The following is a 20,313-nucleotide window of genomic DNA, read 5'->3' on the forward strand; positions in this document are numbered from 1 at the left end:
CCGTACGCACGGTGGTGTGGGAGGACGGCGGGGGCAACCCCGCCTCCTACCCGATTGCGGGCGTCGGCTTTTTCATCAACTCAGCGTTGCAGACCCGCTTCGCTTGTGCGATGTAGTTGTCGCTACGCCTCCGCGCTCATTGGGCTGCGCCTTCATTTGATAAAAAAATCCAACGTCTTGAGACGGTGATATGGGATTCTTGTTCGAGATGTTGCCGATTTGTTGAGCAATTAATCACTGGAACCGTTGAGGGTGGGAACCCGGATGCTTACGCTCACCCACGCACAACCGTTGAAGGTGATTGAGAAGTACCTGAATGCAAGGCGTCTCCCGCCGGAAGGAGTGAGGCGTAGCGGAAGCTACGTCGCAGCGACCGAGGGCGGGAGCAACGCAGCAGGCAGGTGCTTATCGATCACCCTCCCACCTAACCATGGTGGCTGATGCCGGCTGCCGCAACCACATGATTCGCCTTGGCGGCATAATAGCCGACGGCGATCAGGCAGTAGATGCCGAGGACAACCCAGCCGCCCTTGGCGAACGCGGGTCGAACGACATCCCAGTCGACGATAAAGACCAGGTAGAGAAAAAGTGCCAGAAAGAATAAGGCCAGTAGCATTGCTGCCTCCTTGAAACATGAATGTGCAGGTTGGAAAAGATTTTGCGAATTTTATATCAATGAGTTAAAAATGCCAAAGGCTTTTTTCCGGCTGTCACCCCCGCCGCGGTTCGGCGGCCTGGTGGCGCATGGAGGGATTCGTGACCCTGGATCTTTTTCCGGTCGATGCTCCGACCGATCTCTATTTTGAACAGCAGGCCCGTTCCCGTGGCTACCGGGTCATTGCCGGTATCGACGAAGCCGGGCGCGGCCCCCTGGCCGGGCCGGTGGTGGCGGCGGCGGTGGTGCTGCCGGAACGGTTCGATCTGCCGGGCTTGACCGATTCGAAAAAACTGACCGCCCGCAAGCGTGCCGAACTGTTTCTGCAGATCCGTTCCCAGGCGGCTGCCGTAGGGGTCGGCATCATGCCGGCCGAAGAGGTGGACCGGCGCAATATTCTCCAGGCCACCCTGGCGGCGATGCGCCTGGCGGTGGAGCGCCTGCGCTGCCCGGCCGATTACCTGCTGGTCGACGGGATCTCCAGAATTCCGACGACGATCCCGCAGTTGACACTGAAAAAAGGTGACTCCCGTTCCCTGTCGGTCGCGGCCGCCTCGGTGATTGCCAAGGTGGTGCGGGATCGGATGATGTGTGCCTACGACAGGCGTTATCCGCAGTACGGCTTCGCCGGCCACAAGGGCTACGGCAGTGCCGCTCATCGACGGGCGATTGCCGAGCATGGTCCCTGTCCTCTGCATCGGCGGACCTTCGGTGGGGTGCGTGAGCATCTCGAGCGATCATGACCGAGGAGCGTCTGGCGCTGGGCCGCTGGGGGGAGGAGCAGGCTGTTTTGTTCCTGCGTCGCCAGGGGTTCAGGATTCTGGAGCGCAACTATCGCACCCGGGTCGGCGAAATCGACATCATCGCCCGCAACCGCCGTCTGCTCCTGTTCGTCGAAGTCAAGACCCGTCGCGGCCAGGCCTGCGGCCTGCCGCAGGAAGCGGTCGGCATTTTCAAACAGCGGCAGATCATCCGCACCGCCCAGTGGTATCTCAACAACCAGCTGGCCGGACGGCTGCAGCCGCGTTTCGATGTGATTGCCGTTCGGCAGTGGCGGGACGAGGCGTTTATAGAGCATCTCCCCAACGCCTTCGGGCTTGATTTCTGAGTACGGCTGAAATGCCCTCATCTGCTGCGTTGCGCACCCCCTTCAGTCGCTATTCATCTCCAGGCGAGGTTCAATTTGCCAATTCCCTGAACTTCCCCTATGCTTACCTGAGTCAGAGAGTCCCTTGTCGGCGGCCGGTACAAAGTCATTGCTCTGCCTGAGCTTTCCCAAAATTGCCAACGAATCTATGGGTGCGTTTCAGATTTTAGAAAATCTCATTCAGACCAAGTACTTGCACTCTCCATCCGACAGGAACTCACTGATTCAGGTTGTCGCACACGACAGATGGCAGGAGAGAGATGAGCTATTCTTTGCGAAAACTGGGGCTGGTGCGGGTTGCGGTGGGAACCCCCGAACTGCGGGTGGCCGACATTGATTTCAACCTGCGGCAGATCGTCGGACTGGCCGGGCAGGCTGCCGAGCGCAAGGCGCAAGTGCTGCTGTTGCCCGAACTCTGCCTGACCGGCTACAGCTGTGCCGATCTGTTCTATCAGCCGTTGCTGCAGGAAAAGGCCCTGCAGGCCCTGCAGGAACTGGCCCGGTTGAGCGCCGAACACTCCCTGGTGCTGGTGGCGGGGCTGCCGCTGGCGCTTGACGGCAGGCTCTTCAATTGTGCTGCCCTGATCGCTTCCGGCCGGGTCCACGGGCTGGTTCCCAAGACCTTTCTGCCCAATACCGCGGAATTCTACGAGCAGCGCTGGTTCAGTTCGGCCCGTGAGTTGACGTCCGATACTTTCTGTCTCGATGGTGAGCGGATACCCGTCGGCACCGATCTGCTGTTTGCCGCCGAAGGTTTTCCCGCCTGTTGTATCGGGCTGGAGGTCTGCGAGGATCTCTGGGCGGTTGAACCGCCCAGCGGCCGTCTGGCGGTTTCCGGAGCCACGCTGCTGCTCAATCCCTCCGCCAGCCCCGAGGTTCTCGGCAAACGGGATTACCGGCGGCAGCTGGTCTGCTCCCAGTCGGCGCGCTGCCTGGCAGCCTATGCCTACGCGTCTGCCGGGCCGGGCGAATCGAGTACCGACCTGGTGTATGCCGGTCACAGTCTGATCGCTGAAAATGGTTTGCAGTTGGCGGAAACCGAACGTTTCAGCTTTGACAGTCAGCTGGCCTGCGCCGATGTCGACCTGGAGCGCCTGGTTCTGGAACGTCAGCGCAACGCCAGTTTCGCTGACAGTCCGGCCACGGCGAGCCGCAGGATTCCCTTTGTCCTCAAGGATGTCCGGACAAAAAATTTTGCCCGCCCGATTCCGCCGCGTCCCTTCGTTCCGGAGGGTGACCATGAACGGGATGTCCGTTGCGAGGAGATTTTTGCCATCCAGACCACCGGTCTGGCCCGCCGTCTGCGTCATACCGGCAGCAGCCGGGTGGTGATCGGCATCTCCGGCGGACTCGATTCGACCCTGGCGCTGCTGGTCGCGGTCCGCGCCTTTGATCGCCTCGGTCTTGATCGGCGGGGTATCCAGGCGATCACCATGCCCGGTTTCGGCACCACCGTCCGCACCCGCGGCAATGCGGAAAAACTGGCGGATCTGCTGGGGGTCAGCCTCCAGGTCATCGGCATCGACGCGGCGGTACGGCAGCATTTCGCCGACATTGGGCAGGATGAAAAGAATCACGACATCACCTATGAGAATTCCCAGGCCCGGGAGCGGACCCAGATCCTGATGGATGTCGCCAACCAGCTCGGCGGACTGGTGATCGGCACCGGCGACCTGTCGGAACTTGCGCTGGGCTGGTGTACCTACAACGGCGACCACATGTCGATGTACGCGGTCAATGTCGGGGTTCCCAAGACCCTGGTCCGCTATCTGGTCGACTGGTGTGCCGAAACCGGATTCAGCGGCGAGGCGCGGGCGGTATTGCACGACATCGGTGCCACCCCGGTTTCTCCGGAGCTGCTGCCGCCGGACGAAAATGGTGAGATCGGCCAGAAAACCGAGGAAACGGTCGGTCCCTACGAGTTGCATGATTTCTTCCTCTATCATGCCGTGCGGCTGCACTATCCGCCTGCCAAGATTCTTGCCTTTGCCGGCCAGGCCTTTGGGCGTTATGAATCGAAGGTTATTCTGGACTGGCTGCAGGTTTTCTATCGGCGCTTCTTCAGTCAGCAGTTCAAGCGTTCCTGTCTGCCCGACGGTCCCAAGGTCGGCAGCGTTGTTCTCTCCCCGCGCGGCGACTGGCGCATGCCGTCCGACGCGGCTGTCTGCCTCTGGCTGAAAGAGCTTGAGGCTTTGGAGCAGGGCTGATGAAAAAACGCCATCTGTTTCATTGCCCTTGGCTTTGTTGCTGCGGAGTAGCTGCCGCTGTACCTCACTCCTCGGCCTGCAGGCGCCTCGCATCTGACACTTTTTGATCAGCCTTGCAGCTTTATTGCCTCTCACTTTAGCCTTTAGCCTTGAACCTTTAGCCTCGAACCTCTTTATGCTCTATCTCGTCGCCACCCCGATCGGTAACCTCGAAGACATGACCTTCCGCGCCGTGCGCGTACTCAAGGAGGTTGATCTGATCGCCTGCGAGGACACCCGCCACAGTCGCAAGCTGCTGCAGCACTACGGGATCAGCACCCGTCTGACCTCCTTTTTCGAGCACAATGAACGGGACAAGGGAGAGAAGCTGCTGGTTGAGCTGCGGTCGGGGAAGGATATCGCCCTGATCAGCGATGCCGGTACCCCGGCGATCTCTGACCCCGGCTACCGGTTGGTGCGTCGCTGTCACGAGGCGGGGATCGGGGTCAGTATTGTACCTGGCCCGCAGGCGGCGGTCAGTTCGCTGGCGGTCAGCGGCCTGCCGACCGACCGATTCGCTTTCGAAGGCTTTCTGCCCGCCCGCTCCGGGGCCCGTCGGGACCGTCTGACGGCGCTGCTCAGCGAGGAGCGGACCCTGGTCTTCTACGAATCGCCGCACCGGCTGGCGGCGACCCTGGCCGACCTGGCCGGACTCTGCCCGCAGCGGGACGTGGTGGTGGTCAGGGAACTGACCAAGTTGCACGAGGAGATTTGCCGCGGGAGTGCCGGGGAACTGGCTGAGCGCTGGCGGACAGAGAAGGTGCGTGGCGAGGTGGTGCTGCTGCTGGCCCCGGCGGAACCGGTCGAACCCGAACTCGACCTGGACTCCGCCCTGCGCCGGGAACTGGAGCTGGACCGGCCGCTCAAGGAGGTGAGCCGGGAACTGGCGAAGGTGTACGGGGTCTCGGGGAGCGAAGTCTACGCACGGGCGCTGGCTATAAGGAAGTGAGGGCGGCCGATACGCCCTCGTCTGCTCTGCTCTGTTTCTTGTCGCCCTCAGCGAATTTTGAAGTTGGCGAATGTTTCTCCCGGTTCCCGCCAATCCACCTCCACCTCACTGACCTGCGCCGCCGGAGGCCCCTGGTGGCACCATTGAATCAGCGCCTCGATCTGTTCCTGCGGGCCGCAGGCCAGGGCCTCCACCCGCCCGTCGGGCAGATTGCGGACCCAGCCGGTCAGGCCGAGTTCGCGGGCCTTGTCCTTGGTGCTGCCGCGGTACCAGACCCCCTGGACGCGTCCTGAAATCAGCAGGTGCGCGCAGCTTTCACTCATGATTTCTCCTCCCCGATCAGACGTAGAAAGGCCTCTTCATCCAGGATTTCGATGCCGAGCTGTTCAGCTCTGGCCAGCTTGCTGCCGGCGCCGGGGCCGGCCACCAGGTAGTCGGTCTTGCGGCTGACCGAGCCGGCGGCGCGGCCGCCGAGTTGTTCAACCCTTGTTTCGGCCTGTTTACGGCTCATGCTCTCAAGGCTGCCGGTAATGACCAGGGTCTTTCCGCTCAAAGGGCCGTCCTGCTGCACCGTCGCCTCGGCCTCGGGATGAACCCCGGCCCGTCGCAGCTTTTCCAGCAGTGCCAGCTGGCAGGGATCGGCGAAGAAGTCAATCAGCGATTCGGCAACCTTGTCGCCGATTTCGTGGATGGCCTTGAGATCGTCGACGGTCGCCGCCGCCAGGCTGTCGAGGTCGGGATAGCGCCGGGCCAGCACCCTGGCGGTGTGCTCCCCGACGTGGCGGATGCCGAGTCCGAACAGCAGCCTCGACAGCGGGCGGGTGCGGCTGGCGTCGATGGCCTGCAGCAGCTTGGCGGCGAGAGTCTCTCCCATGCGTTCCAGTTCGAACAAGTCTTCCTTCCGTAACAGGTAGAGCTCGGCGACATCCTCCACTTTCCCCCGTTCGATCAGTTGTGCGATCTGTTTTTCCCCCAGGCCGTCGATATCCATGGCCTTGCGCGAGACGAAGTGGCGGATTCGCTCCAGGGTCCGGGCCGGGCAGTGGGCATTGCCGCAGCGCGGCACGACTTCCTCCTCCCGGCGTATGACCGGTTGTCCGCATTCCGGGCAGAGGGTCGGTTCGGGGCAGGTCGTTTCATTCCCCCGGCGCTGGTCTTTGAGGACCCGCACCACGTCGGGAATGACGTCGCCGGCCCGTTCGACGATCACCCGGTCGCCGATACGCAGGTCGAGACGTTTGATCTCGTCCCAGTTGTGCAGGCTGGCGCGGGAGACGGTGACACCGCTGATACTGACCGGACGCAGATGGGCGACCGGGGTGATGGCACCGGTGCGGCCGACCTGCAGGCCGATCGTTTCAACCACCGTCTCCGCCTGCCTGGGCGGGAACTTGTAGGCGATGGCCCAGCGCGGCGAGCGGCTCAGTTCGCCGACTTCGTGTTGCAGGTCGAGGTCGTTGATCTTGATCACCATGCCGTCGATTTCGTAGGGAAGGTTGTCGCGGGAATCGAGAATTTCGGCGTAGCGGCGGGCGACGGCGTCGACCCCCCGGACCACCCGGGTCTGCTCCAGGTTGACCGGCAGCCCCCAGCGGGCCATCGCTTCAAGCAGCCCGAACTGGGTTTCCGGTTGTGCCCCGTTCAGGCGGCCGACTCCGTAGCAGAAGATGCGCAATGGGCGTTCGGCGGTGACGGCGGCATCAAGCTGGCGCAGGCTGCCGGCGGCGGCGTTGCGCGGGTTGGCGAAAGGTTTCAGCCCGGCTTCGCTCTGGCGCTGGTTGAGACGGCGGAAATCATCGAGGTCGAAAAAGACTTCGCCGCGGATATCGACCAGGTCCGGGTAATCCCCCTGCAACTGTTTCGGCAGCCCGGCGATGGTGCGGATGTTTTCGCTGATCTCTTCGCCGGTGATGCCGTCGCCGCGGGTACTGGCCTGCAGCAGCCGGCCGTCGCGATAGGTCAGTTCGACCGCCAGCCCATCCAGTTTGAGTTCCAGGCAGTATTCGAGTTCGCTTTCGCGGGCGAGAAAAGTGGTGCGCAGGCTGTGGTCAAAATCACGCAGTTCGGCATCGTTGCGCACGTTGCGCAGCGAAAGCATCGGCTGGGCATGACGGATCGGGGAGAATTTTTCTACCGGTTCGGCGCCGACCTGCTGTGAGGGGGAGTCGGGGGTGGCGAGCTGCGGGTACTGTTTCTCGATGGCGAGAAGTTCCCGGAACAACAGGTCATATTCAGCATCGCTGATCTCCGGTGCGTCAAGACGGTGGTAGAGGCGGTTGTGGCGAAGAATTTCCTGGCAGAGTGCCTTGTGGCGGGCAACAACCTGGTCGTCGGGCATCGAAGGTCTCCTGGGATAGATACTTGCAACTGTCGGCTCCGGTGCTGTCTCCGGAGTCCGGATGTCTGGGATATACCATAGGGGGCAGGCCGGTTCAATCGTCACCGCGATCAGCGGGCGACGACAGGAGCGGTTCAGGTGATTGTCAACCCGCGTTCGATGCGCTAAACTCCGGCAAACAAGCTACTGGAGCCTGCATGCCCGACGACCAACTCCTGCGCCTCGGGGCGCTGTTCGTTCTTTTTCTGCTTTCGGCCTTCTTTTCCGGGTCGGAGACGGCGCTGACGGCCATTGACCGGTTGCGTGTCCGCTACCTGGTGGAAAAGAAACGTCCCGGTGCCGAACGTCTCGAATCCCTGTTGAGCAATCCCGAACGTCTCCTGTCAGCCATCCTGATCGGCAACAACCTGGTCAATATTGCCGCCTCAGTTTTCGCCACCACTCTCTTCATCGCCTGGTTTGACAAGCATGGAGAGTTGGCCACCATCCTGATTCTGACCCCGTTGCTGCTCCTGTTTGCCGAGGTCTGCCCGAAAACCTATGCCGCCCGCTATCCGGAAAAGGTCTGTTTCCTGGTTCTGCGGCCGATTCTGCTGGTGATGTTGCTGCTGTTCCCGCTGGTGACCCTGGTCAGTTTTCTGTCCGGTCTGCTGACGCGGGTCATGCCGGGCGAGGAGGAACGCCCGTTGATTTCCGAGGACGAGATCCGTACCATGATCAGCGTCGGCGGTGAAGAAGGGGTGGTGGCCAAGGAGCAGCACCGGATGCTGCATGGTGTTTTCGAGCTGTCGCAGATCCGGGTTCGGGACGTGATGATTCCGCGCACCGAGGTGGTCGGCATCGAACTTGACACTCCCTTTGACAAGGTCCTTGAGGCCGTGCAGCAGGCACGCCACTCCCGCTTTCCGGTATTCGACGGTGAGCTGGATAATATCATCGGCATCATTCATTCGAAGGAGATTCTCAATTACGTCCATCGTCCCGACGAGTTTTCGTTGCGGAAACTTGCCCGGGCGCCTTATTTCGTCCCCGAATCGAAGCAGATCGAAACACTGCTGCAGTCTTTTCGGCGACGGCGTATCCACCTGGCGGTGGTGGTTGACGAGTACGGTGGGGTCGAGGGGATTGTCACGCTTGAGGACGTGGTGGAGGAGATCGTCGGTGAAATCCAGGATGAATACGATGCCGAGGAAGTCCTTTTCCGCGAAATCGAACCGGATCGTTTCCTGGTCGACGGCAGCGCCTCGATCCGCACCGTCAACCGCCGTTTCGGCCTGGATCTCTCCGAGACCCACGCCACCACCCTGGCCGGATTCGTGTTGCGTACCCTGGGCAGTATTCCGCGGCCCGGGGAGAGTTGCCGGGCCGATGGCGTAACCTTTGTCGTTCGCAAGATGGAGGAACGTCGTATCGAGGAAATCGAGATGAGGTTGCCTTCCTCTCCCCCCGGGGACCAGGGTTGATCCGCTTTTCCTGACCTGCTTTTCGCCACTGATCCTTCTTTTCTCCCCGGGAAATTTCAGTCTGTTTTTATTTTCTCCTCGTCCGCGTCAGTTTCGAGCCGTCGATCTCCCTCCTTCAGACAGCCTAACCCCTTAAAAAATTGCCTGAATCTCCTTGACAGGAGGGTTGACTCCCAGTATTCTTTCACGAAAAGTGGTGAAAGGTGTTAAACGAGGTCAAAAAGGTGTCAATGGTCACTTTCCGCGGAAAATTCTACAACACCATCGACCCCAAGGGGCGGGCGAGCATCCCGGCGAAGTTCCGTGACGAGCTGGCCGCGGCTTACGGAGACAATCGCCTGGTGTTGACCGAAGGGGATGGCGGCATCGTCTGCTACCCCGTTCCGCAGTGGGAGGAAATTGTTGCCAGAATTGACGCGCTGCCGCCGACCCAGGATCGTGAGGACCTTTACATGACAACGGTTTCGCCGGCGGTGGAATGCAGTTTCGATAAGCAGGGGCGGGTGCAGCTCAGCCATTCCCTGCGTGAACATGCCGGTCTTGTGGGTGAAGTGAGGGATTTCGTGGCAATCGGCCTGAACAACAAGATCCTGCTGATGAACCGCAATCAGCATGCCGCTCAGCGTGCCGAGGCCCAGGAGCGTCTCAAACAGAAACCCGAAGTCCGTTACAACCTTGGTCTTTGATTTTTGATGACGGCGGCCTTCGAGCATCTTTCGGTCATGCCGGTCGAGGTCCTGGAGTTTCTCGCTCCCCGTTCCGGTGGCGTCTATCTTGACGGAACCGTCGGTGGCGGTGGGCACGCCCGCCTGGTGCTGCAGGCGAGCGCTCCGGATGGACGCCTGATCGGCCTTGATCGGGACCGGTCGGCCCTGGCCGCGGCGGCGGACGAGTTGAAGCCTTTTGCCGACCGGGTGGTGTTGCGGCATGCGCCTTTTGCCGACTTTGAGGAGGTTCTGGAGGATCTCGGCATTGATCGGCTTGACGGCATGCTGCTCGACCTCGGGGTTTCCTCGCACCAGATCGATACTCCGCAACGCGGTTTTTCCTTTCGCCATGAGGGGCCGCTTGATATGCGCATGGACCGGGAGGCGGGCGAGACGGCGGCCGAAGTCCTGGCGCGTCGGGATGCCGATGAGTTGACGGATATTTTCCGCACTTACGGCGAAGAGCGTTTTGCCAGACGCATCGCCCGCAGGATTGTCGCCCGGCGCGAAGAAGAGCCGCTGGTGACGACGAAGCAGTTGGCCGAACTGGTGAAGGAGGTGGTTCCGGCTTCCCGGGACAGCCGCCGGATTCATCCCGCGACGCGCGTTTTTCAGGCGTTGCGCATTTATGTCAATGGCGAGCTGGATCAGGTTTCCGAGGGGGTGGCCCGGGGGATCCGACGACTTCGCCCGGGGGGGCGGATGGTGGTGATCAGTTTTCATTCGCTGGAAGACCGCATTGTTAAACGGGCATTTCAGGAGGCGGCCCGCGGCTGCATCTGCCCTCCCAGACTGCCAATCTGCCAATGTGGTCAAACTCCGGCGGTCCGCATTCTGACCCGTAAGGTGCGGCGCCCCGGTGATGAAGAAATCGAGTTGAATGCCAGGGCGCGCAGTGCTGTTCTGCGGGCCGTTGAAAAATTGTGAAAGTTCACGTGAAGGGAGGGTGGTATGGCCGATACTCTTCTCAAGCCAATCCCGAAAATCAATGGGTTCAGTCTGCATCGTCCCCAGTTGCTGCCGACATTCCTGTTCCTCGGTCTGGTCCTGGCGGTGAGTCTGTTTATCGTCTGGTCCCGCCTGCAGGTGGTCAATCTCGATTACGACATCTCGCGGCTTGAGTCAGAGTTGCGCGCCCTGGGGCAGCAGACACAGCAGTTGCGTCTGGAGGCGGCCAGCCTGAGCCGTCCGGACCGGATTGAGGCGCTGGCCAGACGTGATCTGGGATTGCGCTTTCCAACATCGCGACAGATTATTCCGGTTCGTTGATGACCAGGTCGGGGCAGGGACACCACTGGCGGATCAGGGTTTTCGGGTTGCTGTTCGTGGTGGCCTTCGGATTGGTCGTCGTCAGGGCTTACCTGCTCCAGGTGCGCGGGCAGGAGGAATGGCTGCGACGGGCCGAACGGCAGCATCAGCGGGTGATTCCGCTCACCCCGCAGCGGGGCACCATTTACGATCGCAACGGCGAGGAGCTGGCTTTGAGCATCGAGGTTGATTCCATCTACGTCAACCCCGCCCAGGTCAAGAAGACCGCATCCGTGGTGCGCGAACTGGCACCGACGGTCGGCCTGAAGAAGCGGACCTTGAAGGCCAAGCTTTCCTCACGCCGTGGTTTCGTCTGGCTCAAGCGACAGGTTTCTCCGGCCGAGAGCATGCGGGTGAAATCCCTCGGGGTGCCCGGGGTGCATTTCATCAAGGAGCACAAGCGCTATTATCCCAACGGTTCGCTCGGTGCCCAGGTGCTGGGTTTTACCGGCCTCGATCCGCATGGACTCGAAGGTCTTGAGTTGCGTTACGACAGCGCGGTGCTCGGCGAGGGTGGCTTTCTGGTCACCGAACGAGACAATCTCGGTCGTGGTATAGGCGCCGGTGATGGATTGGTCAGCGGCGCCCGGAGGGGCGGCAGCCTGCATCTGACGCTGGATAAAAATATCCAGTATATCGTTGAAAAGGAGCTTGCAGCCGGGGTCAGGGCAGTGCGTGCCAAGTCCGGCTCGGCCGTGGTTCTGGACCCGCGGACGGGCGAGGTGCTGGCCATGGCCAGCCAGCCCGATTTCAATCCCAACGCGTTCAGCAAGTATGGTCCGGGCAATTATCGCAACCGGGCGATTGCCGACGCCTATGAGCCCGGTTCGACTCTCAAGACATTTCTGCTGGCAGCGGCCCTGGATAAAAAGGTCGTCCGGCCGGACCAGGTTATTTACTGCGAAAAGGGAGTTTACCGGGTCGGCGGCAAGACCATCCATGACCACCATCCCTATGGCAGGCTGAGTGTCGCCGAGATCCTCAAGTACAGTTCCAATATCGGCGCCGCCAAGATCGGTCAGGCGATGGATAGGGAACGTTTCTACCGGGCGTTGCGCGATTTCGGTTTCGGCTCGGTGACCGGTATCGAATTGCCGGGAGAATCCCCGGGGCTGTTGCGGCCGCCGGAGGAATGGTTTGATGTCGACCTGGCGGCGATCTCTTTCGGGCAGGGGCTGATGGTGACGCCGCTGCAACTGGCGACCGCCCTGGCGAGCATCGCCAATGGCGGCACCCTTATGCGTCCCTATCTGGTGGAGCGGGTGGTTGACGGTTACGGGCAGGTGGTCGAGTCGCATGGACCCGAGGTGGTGAGGCGGGTCATTTCCGAAGAGACCGCGGCGATTGTAACCAGGATGCTGGAAGGGGCGGTTGAAAAGGGTGGTACCGGAACCCTGGCGGCGGTGCCCGGATTCAAGGTCGCCGGCAAGACCGGTACCGCGCAGAAGGTCGACCCGGTGACCGGCGGTTATTCCCGGGATCGCTACCTGGCCAGTTTTGCCGGTTTTGTTCCGGCCGAAGACCCCCGCCTGGTGATCCTGGTGATGATTGACGAGCCGCAGGGGAAATCGTATGGCGGTCTGGTGTCGGCGCCGGTGTTTTCCCGCATCGCCAGCCAGGCGCTGGCGCAGATGAAGGTGGCTCCCCGGCGGCCGATCAATGGGCCGCGCCTCGCACCATTGCCGGTACTGGTGAAGGATGCCGCGCCGGTGATGCCGGTGGCGAGGGTTGCCAATGGCGCTGATGGTGCGCCGCTGATGCCGAGTTTCATCGGCATGAGCATGCGCCAGGTACTGCAGACCATGGAACGGACCGGACTGAATGTTCGTCTGCGCGGCAGCGGCCGGGTGGTTGAACAATCTCCCCGGCCGGGGCAGAAGGTCAGTTACGGCAGCGAAACCTGGGTCCGGCTGGCCCAGTCCTTCAGCCGCCGACTTTGACTTTATCCCCACAAGAGTAGGACAATAGGGATTCCGATGAGACTTGCCGATATAATACCCAATCTTCATCCCCTCCAGACGCGTGGGGTGCGCGAAGTTGAAATCGGCGCGTTGTACTATGATTCCCGCCGGGTGACTGCCGGCGGGTTGTTCTTTGCCTTGCCGGGAGCCCTGACTGACGGCCATCGTTTTATCGCCGATGCCGTTGAATCCGGGGCCGCGGCCGTGGTCTCGGAACGGGAGATGAATCTTCCGGAAACGGTCGCGGCGATTCGGGTGAGGGATGCGCGTCACGCCCTGGCCGAGGCCGCCCGTACCTTTTACCACGATCCGACGGCGGCCATGACGGTGGTCGGGATTACCGGCACCAACGGCAAAACGACCATCAGCTACCTGGTGGAGTCATTGCTGGCCGCCGCCGGTCGTCGACCGGCGGTTACCGGCACCGTCGCCTACCGTTTTGCCGACCGGTGCTATCCGGCCCCCAACACCACTCCGGAGTCTCTCGACCTGCAGCGTCTCGCTGACCAGTTCCGGCAGGCCGGCAGTGACAGTCTGGTGATGGAGGTCAGTTCGCACGCCCTCGACCAGCAGCGGGTGGCCGGGGTTTCCTTCGACGTTGCGGTCTTTACCAACCTGACCCCCGAGCATCTCGACTATCACCGCGATATGGAAGGCTATTTCGCCGCTAAAAGCCGACTCTTCCGGTCCACGGACGGGGGGAAGGCTCCACTGGCGGTCATCAACGTCGATGACCCTTATGGCGCGCGACTGGCCGGAGAGCTTCCCGAGGCGATCACCTGCGGCCGGGATGTAGACGCCAGGGTCCGGCTGCTTTCATCGCGGGTGGGCCTGGAAGGTATCCAGGCGCGGGTGGTGACTCCGCATGGCGAGTTGCAGCTGCGCTCCCCGTTGCTCGGTCATTTCAATCTTTCCAACCTGTTGTGCGCAGCCGCCGTCGGTGTTGCTCTTGATCTGACAAAAGAACAGATCGAGAGCGGGCTGGCGGATGTCAGCCGGGTTCCCGGTCGGCTCGAGCCGGTCGCCAATAACCTCGGGGCCCATCTCCTGGTTGACTATGCCCACACCGGCGATGCCCTGGAAAAGGCCCTTGAAACGCTTAAAAGCCTGCAGCCGGAGCGTCTCATCTGTCTGTTCGGTTGTGGTGGTGACCGTGATCGCGGCAAGCGGCCGGTGATGGGAGAGGTGGCCGGTCGCCTGGCCGATCTGGCGATTGTTTCATCCGATAATCCCCGTACAGAGGATCCGCAGGCGATTATTGCCGATATTCTGCCCGGGTTGGAACGGGTCGACCGGCAGCGGATCGACCCGGATCAGGCCGCGGCCGGGGCCAGTGGCTACCTGGTCATCCCCGACCGCGGGAAAGCCATTGATGTTGCCGTAAAACTGCTGAAGACCGGTGATATGCTGCTGGTCGCCGGCAAGGGGCATGAAGATTACCAGATTGTCGGTCGGCAGAAGATTCATTTCGATGACCGTGAGCAACTGCTGGCGGCGCTGGCGCGCCGGAAAGAACAGCCATGAAACTGTCTCTGCAACAGATTGCGGATATGACCGGTGGTCGTCTCACCCCGGCAAATGCTCGCGGAGAGATCTGCGGTGTGTCCACCGACAGCCGCACCATCCATCCGGGGGAACTTTTCATTCCCCTGCGCGGACCGAACTACGACGGTCATGATTTCCTGGTACGCGCCCTGCGCAACGGGGCGGAGGCCTGTCTCAGCGAGGAGGTCATCGGCGGTTTGAAGGTGCCGGTCATCCAGGTGGCTGATACTTTGCGGGCACTGGGTGATCTGGCCGCCGGTGTCCGGCGCGGCTATCGGGGACCACTGGTGGCGATCACCGGATCCACCGGCAAGACGACCACCAAGGAGATGCTGGCCGCGATCCTCTCCCGTACCGCCGAGGGGCTGAAGTCGGCCGGTAATTTCAACAACCTGGTCGGTCTGCCGCAGACCCTGCTGCAGCTCCGTCCGGATCACGCCTGGGCGGTGGTCGAGATGGGTATGAGCGCCCGCGGCGAGATTGCCCGCCTGGCGGAGATCGCCGCGCCGAACATCGGTCTGATCACCAACGTCGGTCCGGCGCATCTCGAAACTCTACATGGACTTGACGGGGTGGCCCGCGCCAAGGGGGAGCTGTTTGCCGCCCTGCAGGCCGGAACCACTGCGGTTATCAATGCCGATGATCCCCATGTGGCGGCGATTCCGGTCGCCAACGGCGTCAGGCGGCTGCTGTTCGGTCTTTCCGGGCAGGCCGAGGTGCGGGCCGAAGAGATCGTCGCCCGTGGTCGCCAGGTCCGCTTCAAGCTTCATCTGCGGGGTGAGGTGCTGCCGGTGGTGCTGCCGGTGGCCGGCAGCTGCAATGTTCTCAACGCGCTGGCGGCCGCTGCGATCGCTATGGCGCTCGATGTTCCCGCGATTGAAATCGTTGCCGGTCTGCAGAGTTACCGGCCGCTCGACGGGCGGATGGAAGCCGTGACCCTTGCCAACGGCGTGGTGCTGCTGAAGGATTATTACAATGCCAACCCCCTGAGCATGGGGGCCGCGCTGGAGGCGCTCGACCAGCTCAACGGCGGCGGCCGGCGGATGGCGGTACTCGGTGACATGCTGGAGTTGGGGGATGAGAGTGAGCGTCTGCACCAGGAGGTCGGCGCTTTCGCCGCCAAGTATTGCGACCTGCTGCTGCTTCTCGGCGACATGGCCGAGGCAATGGCCCGCGGCGCCCGCGCCGCCGGTCTCAGTGCCCGCCGGGTGCGGATTGCCGCCAGCCACGAAGAAGCGGTCAGTTGTCTCGGCCGGGCTCTGCGCAGTGGTGACCGGGTGCTGATCAAGGGATCGCGCGGTATGCGGATGGAACGGATTGCCGAAGGGCTCAGCGCGGCCAAGCCGCGTTCGGCCGGAAACTAGGGGGACGGATGCTGTATCACCTGCTCTACCCGTTGCACACGGAATTCTCGGCGTTCTACGTCTTCCGCTTCATCACCTTCCGCACCATTTACGCGGCGATTACCGCGCTGGTTCTGTCGTTCATTATCGGCCCCTGGCTGATCCGCAAGCTTTCCGAACTGCAGATCGGTCAGCAGATCCGCAAGCTGGGACCCGAATCGCACTTTAAAAAAGAGGGGACGCCGACCATGGGCGGCACCCTGATCCTGTTTGCTATCGTCCTGCCGACCCTGCTGTGGGCCGACCTGACCAATTACTATGTCTGGGTCACTCTGCTGGTAACGATCGGTTACGGGGCGATCGGGTTCGTCGATGACTATCGCAAGATCAAGCTGAAGAACAGTGACGGGCTGCGGCCGCGCCAGAAGATGTTCTGGCAGCTGGCGGTGGCGGCCGCCGCCGGAGGCAGTCTTTACCTGCTGCCCTCCTTCGAGACCACCCTGGCGGTCCCTTTTTTCAAAGGGGTGAAACCGGACCTGGGAGCCTTCTATATCCTTTTCGCCATGGTGGTCATTGTCGGTGCCAGCAATGCGGTCAACCTGACCGACGGGCTGGACGGTCTGGCGATCGGACCGATGATCATCGCCTCGGCCACCTACCTGGTCTTCGCTTATGTGGCCGGTCATGCCAAGGTCGCCGCCTACCTGCAGATCAGTTCGATATCGGGTGCCGGAGAACTGGCGGTGCTGTGCGGCTCGATGATCGGTGCCGGGCTCGGCTTCCTCTGGTTCAACAGCTACCCAGCGCAGGTGTTCATGGGGGATGTCGGCAGTCTCTCCCTCGGCGGCGCCCTCGGGACCATCGCGGTGATCACCAAGCAGGAGATCGTCCTGATCATCGTCGGCGGCATTTTTGTCATGGAGGCGCTGTCGGTCATTGTCCAGGTGACCTCGTTTCGTCTCTACGGCAGGCGGATTTTTCGCATGGCGCCGATTCATCATCATTTCGAGCTCAAGGGTTGGCCGGAACCGAAAATCATTGTCCGTTTCTGGATCATCAGCATCATCCTGGCGCTGGTGGCCCTGTCGACGCTGAAGTTGAGGTGACATGAAGCACGGCTATGAAAACATGCAGATTGTCGTCGTCGGGGCGGGTCGCAGCGGCCGGGCCCTGAGTCGCTATTTCTGCAGCCGGGGCGCGCAAGTCGTGCTTTCGGATCGTCGTCGCCGTGAGCAGATCGACTCCCTTGACGAGTCCGGTCTCGACGGAGTGCGTTTCGATCTCGGCGGTCACGATTCCGGGCTGCTGAAGGCCGCCGACCTGGTGGTGATCAGCCCCGGCGTGCCGAGCGATCTGCCGGTTCTGCAGCAGGCGCGCGCCGCCGGCGTGCCGGTGGTCGGGGAAGTGGAAATCGCCTGGCGTGATCTGGACGCGCCGCTGGTCGGCATCACCGGCACCAACGGCAAGTCGACCACGACCGCCCTGTGCGGTGAGATGTTCCGACGGGCCGGCTGCGGAACTTTCGTCGGCGGCAATCTCGGTACGCCGTTGATTGAAGCGGTGGATAGCGCTGACTGGCAGTACCTGGTGGTCGAGCTTTCCTCTTTTCAGCTGGAAACGATCGCAGACTTCAGGCCCCGGTACGGGATGCTGCTCAATCTCAGCGCCGACCACCTCGACCGCTACGCCGACATGGATGCCTACCTGCGGGCCAAGCTGCGGCTGTTTGAAAACCAGCGGTCCGCGGATGTCGCCATTCTGAATGCTGATGATCCCCTGGTCCGGGAAATCGCCGCCGACCTGCCGGGACGCCGGGTGTTGTTTTCCTCGGAGAGATGTCTGTCGGAAGGGATCTGCCGGGAAGGGAAGGAGATCGTCTGGCGGTGGCAGGGGGGCGAACAGCGCTTCGCCATCAACCAGCTCAGGCTGCGCGGGGCTCACAATCTGGAAAATGTCATGGCGGCCCTGCTGCCGCCGCTGCTGGAAGGGTGTGACCCGCAGCTGATCTGGCAGGCGGCCTGTGAGTTCAGCGGTCTGCCTCATCGCATGCAACAGGTGCGGACGTTGGGCGGTGTTGACTGGATCAACGATTCAAAAGGGACCAATGTCGGCAGCGTGCTGAAGAGCCTCGCCGGCCTGGATGCGCCGGTGACGCTGATTGCCGGCGGCCGGGACAAGGGCGGCGATTTTCGGCAGCTGGCGTCCCTGGTTCGCGAGAAGGTGCGGCATCTGCTGCTGATCGGCGAGGCCGCCGGGAGAATCGCGGTGGAACTTGAAGGTTGCAGTGAAATTGAACTCTGTCCCGGTCTCGACGTGGCTGTCGATCGTGCCCGGGCGGTGACTGCCGAAGGCGGCACGGTGCTGCTTTCACCGGGCTGTTCCAGTTTTGACATGTTTGCCGACTTTGAGCAGCGCGGCGACCGTTTCATCCGCCTGGTGAACGCCCTGCCCGGAAACGAGGATCGCTAGGATGGAAATTCGCAGCGGACATGATCGCACGATCCTGATGCTGGCGGTGGCCCTCACCTGCTTCGGCGTGGTGATGGTCTACTCCTCGTCGTCGATCATGGCGGCGAAAAAATATGCCGACGGATTCTTCTTCCTCAAGCGCCAGGGCCTCTTCGCCCTGATCGGATTGACGCTGCTGGCCGGGCTGATGCAGTTTGACTACCACCGCTTGCGCAAGTTGGCGGTGCCGCTGTTCTTTTTCTGCGGGCTGCTGTTGCTGCTGGTGTTCGTCCCCGGCCTCGGCAACCGCGCCGGCGGCGCCAGTCGCTGGATCAGGCTACCCGGTTTTTCCCTGCAGCCGTCGGAATTGGCGAAGCTCGCCCTGGTGATTTTCATGGCCCATTCCCTGGCCAAGAAGGGGGAGAAGATAAGAACCCTGAAGGTTGGCTTCATGCCCTACATGGTGGTGTTGGCGCTCCTGCTCGGCATCGTGCTGGCACAACGCGATCTCGGTGCCGCGGTGACCATGGCCGCCGTGGCCCTGAGTATGCTGGCGGTCGCCGGAACCCGCTGGCGGCACCTGGTGTCGGCGGTGCTGGTGGCCGCTCCCTTCGCCTATTACCTGGTGATGGGGGTCGATTACCGGCGGCGACGGATCCTGGCGTTTCTCAATCCCTGGGATGACCCGACGGACACCGGCTTCCAGATTATCCAGAGCTGGATCGCCTTTGGTACCGGCGGCTGGTTCGGCAGCGGTCTGGGTGAGGGTAAGCAGAAGCTGTTTTTCCTTCCCGAAGCGCATACCGATTTCATCTTTTCGGTGGTCGGTGAGGAACTCGGCTATGTCGGGGTGCTGGTGACGACTCTGATCTTCCTGGTGCTGGTACTGCGCGGGATCAGGACCGCGCTCCACGCTCCCGACGATTTCGGCCGCAACCTGGCCTTCGGTCTGACAGTGCTGATCGGCCTGGAAGCCTTCACCAATATCGCGGTAGTCCTCGGCATGCTGCCGACCAAGGGACTGGCCCTGCCGTTTCTTTCCTACGGCGGGACCAGCCTGGTCTGTACCCTGATGGCGGTGGGAATTCTGCTCAATATCTCCAGCCGGATCCCGGGGGAGGTGCGATGAAAATGCTGCTGGCCGGCGGTGGAACCGGCGGACATCTTTTTCCCGCGGTGGCGATCGCCCAGCAGCTGCTGAGGACTGTGCCCGATGCGGAAACCCTGTTTGTCGGTACCGAAAAAGGTATCGAGGCACGGGTGCTGCCGCAGCTGGGATTGGCGCTGAAAACCATCGATATCGCCGGTTTCGTCGGCAAGAGCCTGGCGGCGAAACTGGCGCTGGCGCCGAAGCTGCTGCGCAGTCTGCGGCAGTCGTTGAAGATTATCGACCAGTTCCGTCCGGACGTGGTGGTCGGTGTCGGCGGCTATGCCAGCGGGCCGGTGCTGCTGGCGGCGAAACGGCGCGGCTGTCCGATTCTGATCCATGAGCAGAACGCCGCGCCGGGGCTGACCAACCGGTTGCTGGGACGACTGGCCGGGCGTATCTGCCTGACCTTTGACGAAAGCGCGGTCTTCTTCCATGGCAACACGGTGCTGACCGGGAACCCGGTACGCAGCGCGATGGCCGATTGTCCGCCGCTGCCGGAATCCCCGCCGACCCTGCTTGTTTTTGGCGGAAGCCGCGGCGCGCGGGCCATCAACCAGGCGATGGTCGGGGCTCTTCCTCATCTCGAATCCTGGCGCGGGGGGTTGAAGATTATTCATCAGACCGGTGATGAGGATCTGGAAATGGTTCAGGGGGCCTATCGTGAAGCCGACTGGAAGGATGCCGAGGTCAGGGCTTTCATCGATGATATGGCGGATGTCTATGCCCGTTCGCAACTGGTGGTCTGCCGCGCCGGCGCGACCACCATTGCCGAGCTGACCGCCTGTGGTAGGCCTGCGGTGCTGGTTCCTTATCCGCATGCGGCCGGGGATCACCAGAATGCCAATGCCAGGTCGCTGGCGAAAAAGGGGGCGGCGCTGCTGTTGCCGCAGACCCAGCTGGATGGAGAACGGCTGGCGACCCTGGTGGCCGACCTGCTTGACGATCGCCGGCGACTGCTGGAGATGGCCGGCGCGGCACGGTCCCTGGGGCGGCCGGAGGCCGCCGAACTGATTCTTGACCAGTGCCGGGCCATGGCCCGGAAAGGATGAGCTG

At 62.1% G+C, this 20,313-nt stretch carries 18 protein-coding genes; 15 read left to right on the forward strand and 3 right to left on the reverse strand.

Annotated elements, in window-relative coordinates:
* Positions 1-424 precede the first annotated feature (424 nt).
* On the reverse strand, positions 425-616 hold the full coding sequence (locus C2E25_RS09015) for a hypothetical protein (RefSeq protein ID WP_085009463.1): 192 nt from the start codon (positions 614-616) through the stop codon (positions 425-427).
* Between the two features lie 140 nt (positions 617-756).
* Here C2E25_RS09015 and C2E25_RS09020 point away from each other — a divergent pair, with 140 nt between their 5' ends.
* The 4 genes from C2E25_RS09020 (at position 757) to rsmI (ending at position 4,997) form a co-directional block, all read left to right on the forward strand.
* Positions 757-1,398 carry a ribonuclease HII gene (locus tag C2E25_RS09020; RefSeq protein WP_281249642.1) on the forward strand — a complete coding sequence of 214 codons (642 nt, stop codon included), beginning with the start codon at positions 757-759 and terminating at the stop codon, positions 1,396-1,398.
* Positions 1,395-1,763 (forward strand): YraN family protein, encoded by a 369-nt coding sequence (locus C2E25_RS09025; protein WP_103115428.1) that lies wholly within the window; start codon positions 1,395-1,397, stop codon positions 1,761-1,763. Before C2E25_RS09020 ends, C2E25_RS09025 begins: the two co-directional genes overlap by 4 nt.
* Positions 1,764-2,062: 299 nt before the next feature.
* The gene (locus tag C2E25_RS09030) at positions 2,063-4,009 is read left to right on the forward strand and encodes an NAD(+) synthase (RefSeq protein ID WP_103115429.1); all 1,947 of its coding nucleotides are present in this window, start codon (positions 2,063-2,065) and stop codon (positions 4,007-4,009) included.
* A gap of 175 nt (positions 4,010-4,184) precedes the next feature.
* Positions 4,185-4,997, forward strand: coding sequence for a 16S rRNA (cytidine(1402)-2'-O)-methyltransferase (gene rsmI / locus C2E25_RS09035; protein WP_103115430.1), 813 nt, complete (start codon positions 4,185-4,187; stop codon positions 4,995-4,997).
* A 47-nt stretch (positions 4,998-5,044) separates the two neighbouring features.
* On the opposite strand, the gene C2E25_RS09040 is transcribed toward rsmI, so the two are convergent.
* Both C2E25_RS09040 and ligA read right to left on the reverse strand, forming a co-directional pair.
* A complete protein-coding gene (locus C2E25_RS09040; protein WP_103115431.1) occupies positions 5,045-5,320 on the reverse strand; it encodes an acylphosphatase in 276 nt (91 codons plus the stop codon).
* A complete protein-coding gene (gene ligA / locus C2E25_RS09045; protein ID WP_103115432.1) occupies positions 5,317-7,335 on the reverse strand; it encodes an NAD-dependent DNA ligase LigA in 2,019 nt (672 codons plus the stop codon). The genes C2E25_RS09040 and ligA overlap by 4 nt, the downstream gene beginning before the upstream one ends.
* 197 nt (positions 7,336-7,532) lie before the next feature.
* Here ligA and C2E25_RS09050 point away from each other — a divergent pair, with 197 nt between their 5' ends.
* The 11 genes from C2E25_RS09050 (at position 7,533) to murG (ending at position 20,309) form a co-directional block, all read left to right on the forward strand.
* Entirely contained in the window at positions 7,533-8,798 is a 1,266-nt protein-coding gene (locus tag C2E25_RS09050; protein ID WP_103115433.1) for an HlyC/CorC family transporter, read from the forward strand.
* A gap of 230 nt (positions 8,799-9,028) precedes the next feature.
* Positions 9,029-9,484 carry a division/cell wall cluster transcriptional repressor MraZ gene (locus C2E25_RS09055; protein WP_085009471.1) on the forward strand — a complete coding sequence of 152 codons (456 nt, stop codon included), beginning with the start codon at positions 9,029-9,031 and terminating at the stop codon, positions 9,482-9,484.
* A gap of 6 nt (positions 9,485-9,490) precedes the next feature.
* A complete protein-coding gene (rsmH, locus tag C2E25_RS09060; protein WP_103115434.1) occupies positions 9,491-10,432 on the forward strand; it encodes a 16S rRNA (cytosine(1402)-N(4))-methyltransferase RsmH in 942 nt (313 codons plus the stop codon).
* A 24-nt stretch (positions 10,433-10,456) separates the two neighbouring features.
* Positions 10,457-10,774, forward strand: coding sequence for a cell division protein FtsL (gene ftsL / locus C2E25_RS09065; protein ID WP_085009473.1), 318 nt, complete (start codon positions 10,457-10,459; stop codon positions 10,772-10,774).
* The gene (locus C2E25_RS09070) at positions 10,774-12,753 is read left to right on the forward strand and encodes a penicillin-binding protein (RefSeq protein WP_103115435.1); all 1,980 of its coding nucleotides are present in this window, start codon (positions 10,774-10,776) and stop codon (positions 12,751-12,753) included. Before ftsL ends, C2E25_RS09070 begins: the two co-directional genes overlap by 1 nt.
* Positions 12,754-12,789: 36 nt before the next feature.
* Positions 12,790-14,298 (forward strand): UDP-N-acetylmuramoyl-L-alanyl-D-glutamate--2,6-diaminopimelate ligase, encoded by a 1,509-nt coding sequence (locus C2E25_RS09075; protein WP_103115436.1) that lies wholly within the window; start codon positions 12,790-12,792, stop codon positions 14,296-14,298.
* The gene (locus tag C2E25_RS09080; protein WP_103115437.1) at positions 14,295-15,683 is read left to right on the forward strand and encodes a UDP-N-acetylmuramoyl-tripeptide--D-alanyl-D-alanine ligase; all 1,389 of its coding nucleotides are present in this window, start codon (positions 14,295-14,297) and stop codon (positions 15,681-15,683) included. The genes C2E25_RS09075 and C2E25_RS09080 overlap by 4 nt, the downstream gene beginning before the upstream one ends.
* Before the next feature lie 8 nt (positions 15,684-15,691).
* Complete coding sequence (gene mraY / locus C2E25_RS09085; protein ID WP_085009477.1) at positions 15,692-16,768, forward strand: phospho-N-acetylmuramoyl-pentapeptide-transferase; 1,077 nt, start codon at positions 15,692-15,694, stop codon at positions 16,766-16,768.
* A gap of 1 nt (position 16,769) precedes the next feature.
* On the forward strand, positions 16,770-18,131 hold the full coding sequence (gene murD, locus C2E25_RS09090) for a UDP-N-acetylmuramoyl-L-alanine--D-glutamate ligase (protein WP_103115438.1): 1,362 nt from the start codon (positions 16,770-16,772) through the stop codon (positions 18,129-18,131).
* Position 18,132: 1 nt separating this feature from the next.
* Positions 18,133-19,239, forward strand: coding sequence for a putative lipid II flippase FtsW (gene ftsW, locus C2E25_RS09095; RefSeq protein WP_103115439.1), 1,107 nt, complete (start codon positions 18,133-18,135; stop codon positions 19,237-19,239).
* On the forward strand, positions 19,236-20,309 hold the full coding sequence (gene murG, locus C2E25_RS09100) for an undecaprenyldiphospho-muramoylpentapeptide beta-N-acetylglucosaminyltransferase (protein ID WP_103115440.1): 1,074 nt from the start codon (positions 19,236-19,238) through the stop codon (positions 20,307-20,309). Before ftsW ends, murG begins: the two co-directional genes overlap by 4 nt.
* Positions 20,310-20,313: the final 4 nt, after the last annotated feature.

This window comes from Geothermobacter hydrogeniphilus, assembly GCF_002898515.1.
GTDB lineage: Bacteria > Desulfobacterota > Desulfuromonadia > Desulfuromonadales > Geothermobacteraceae > Geothermobacter_A.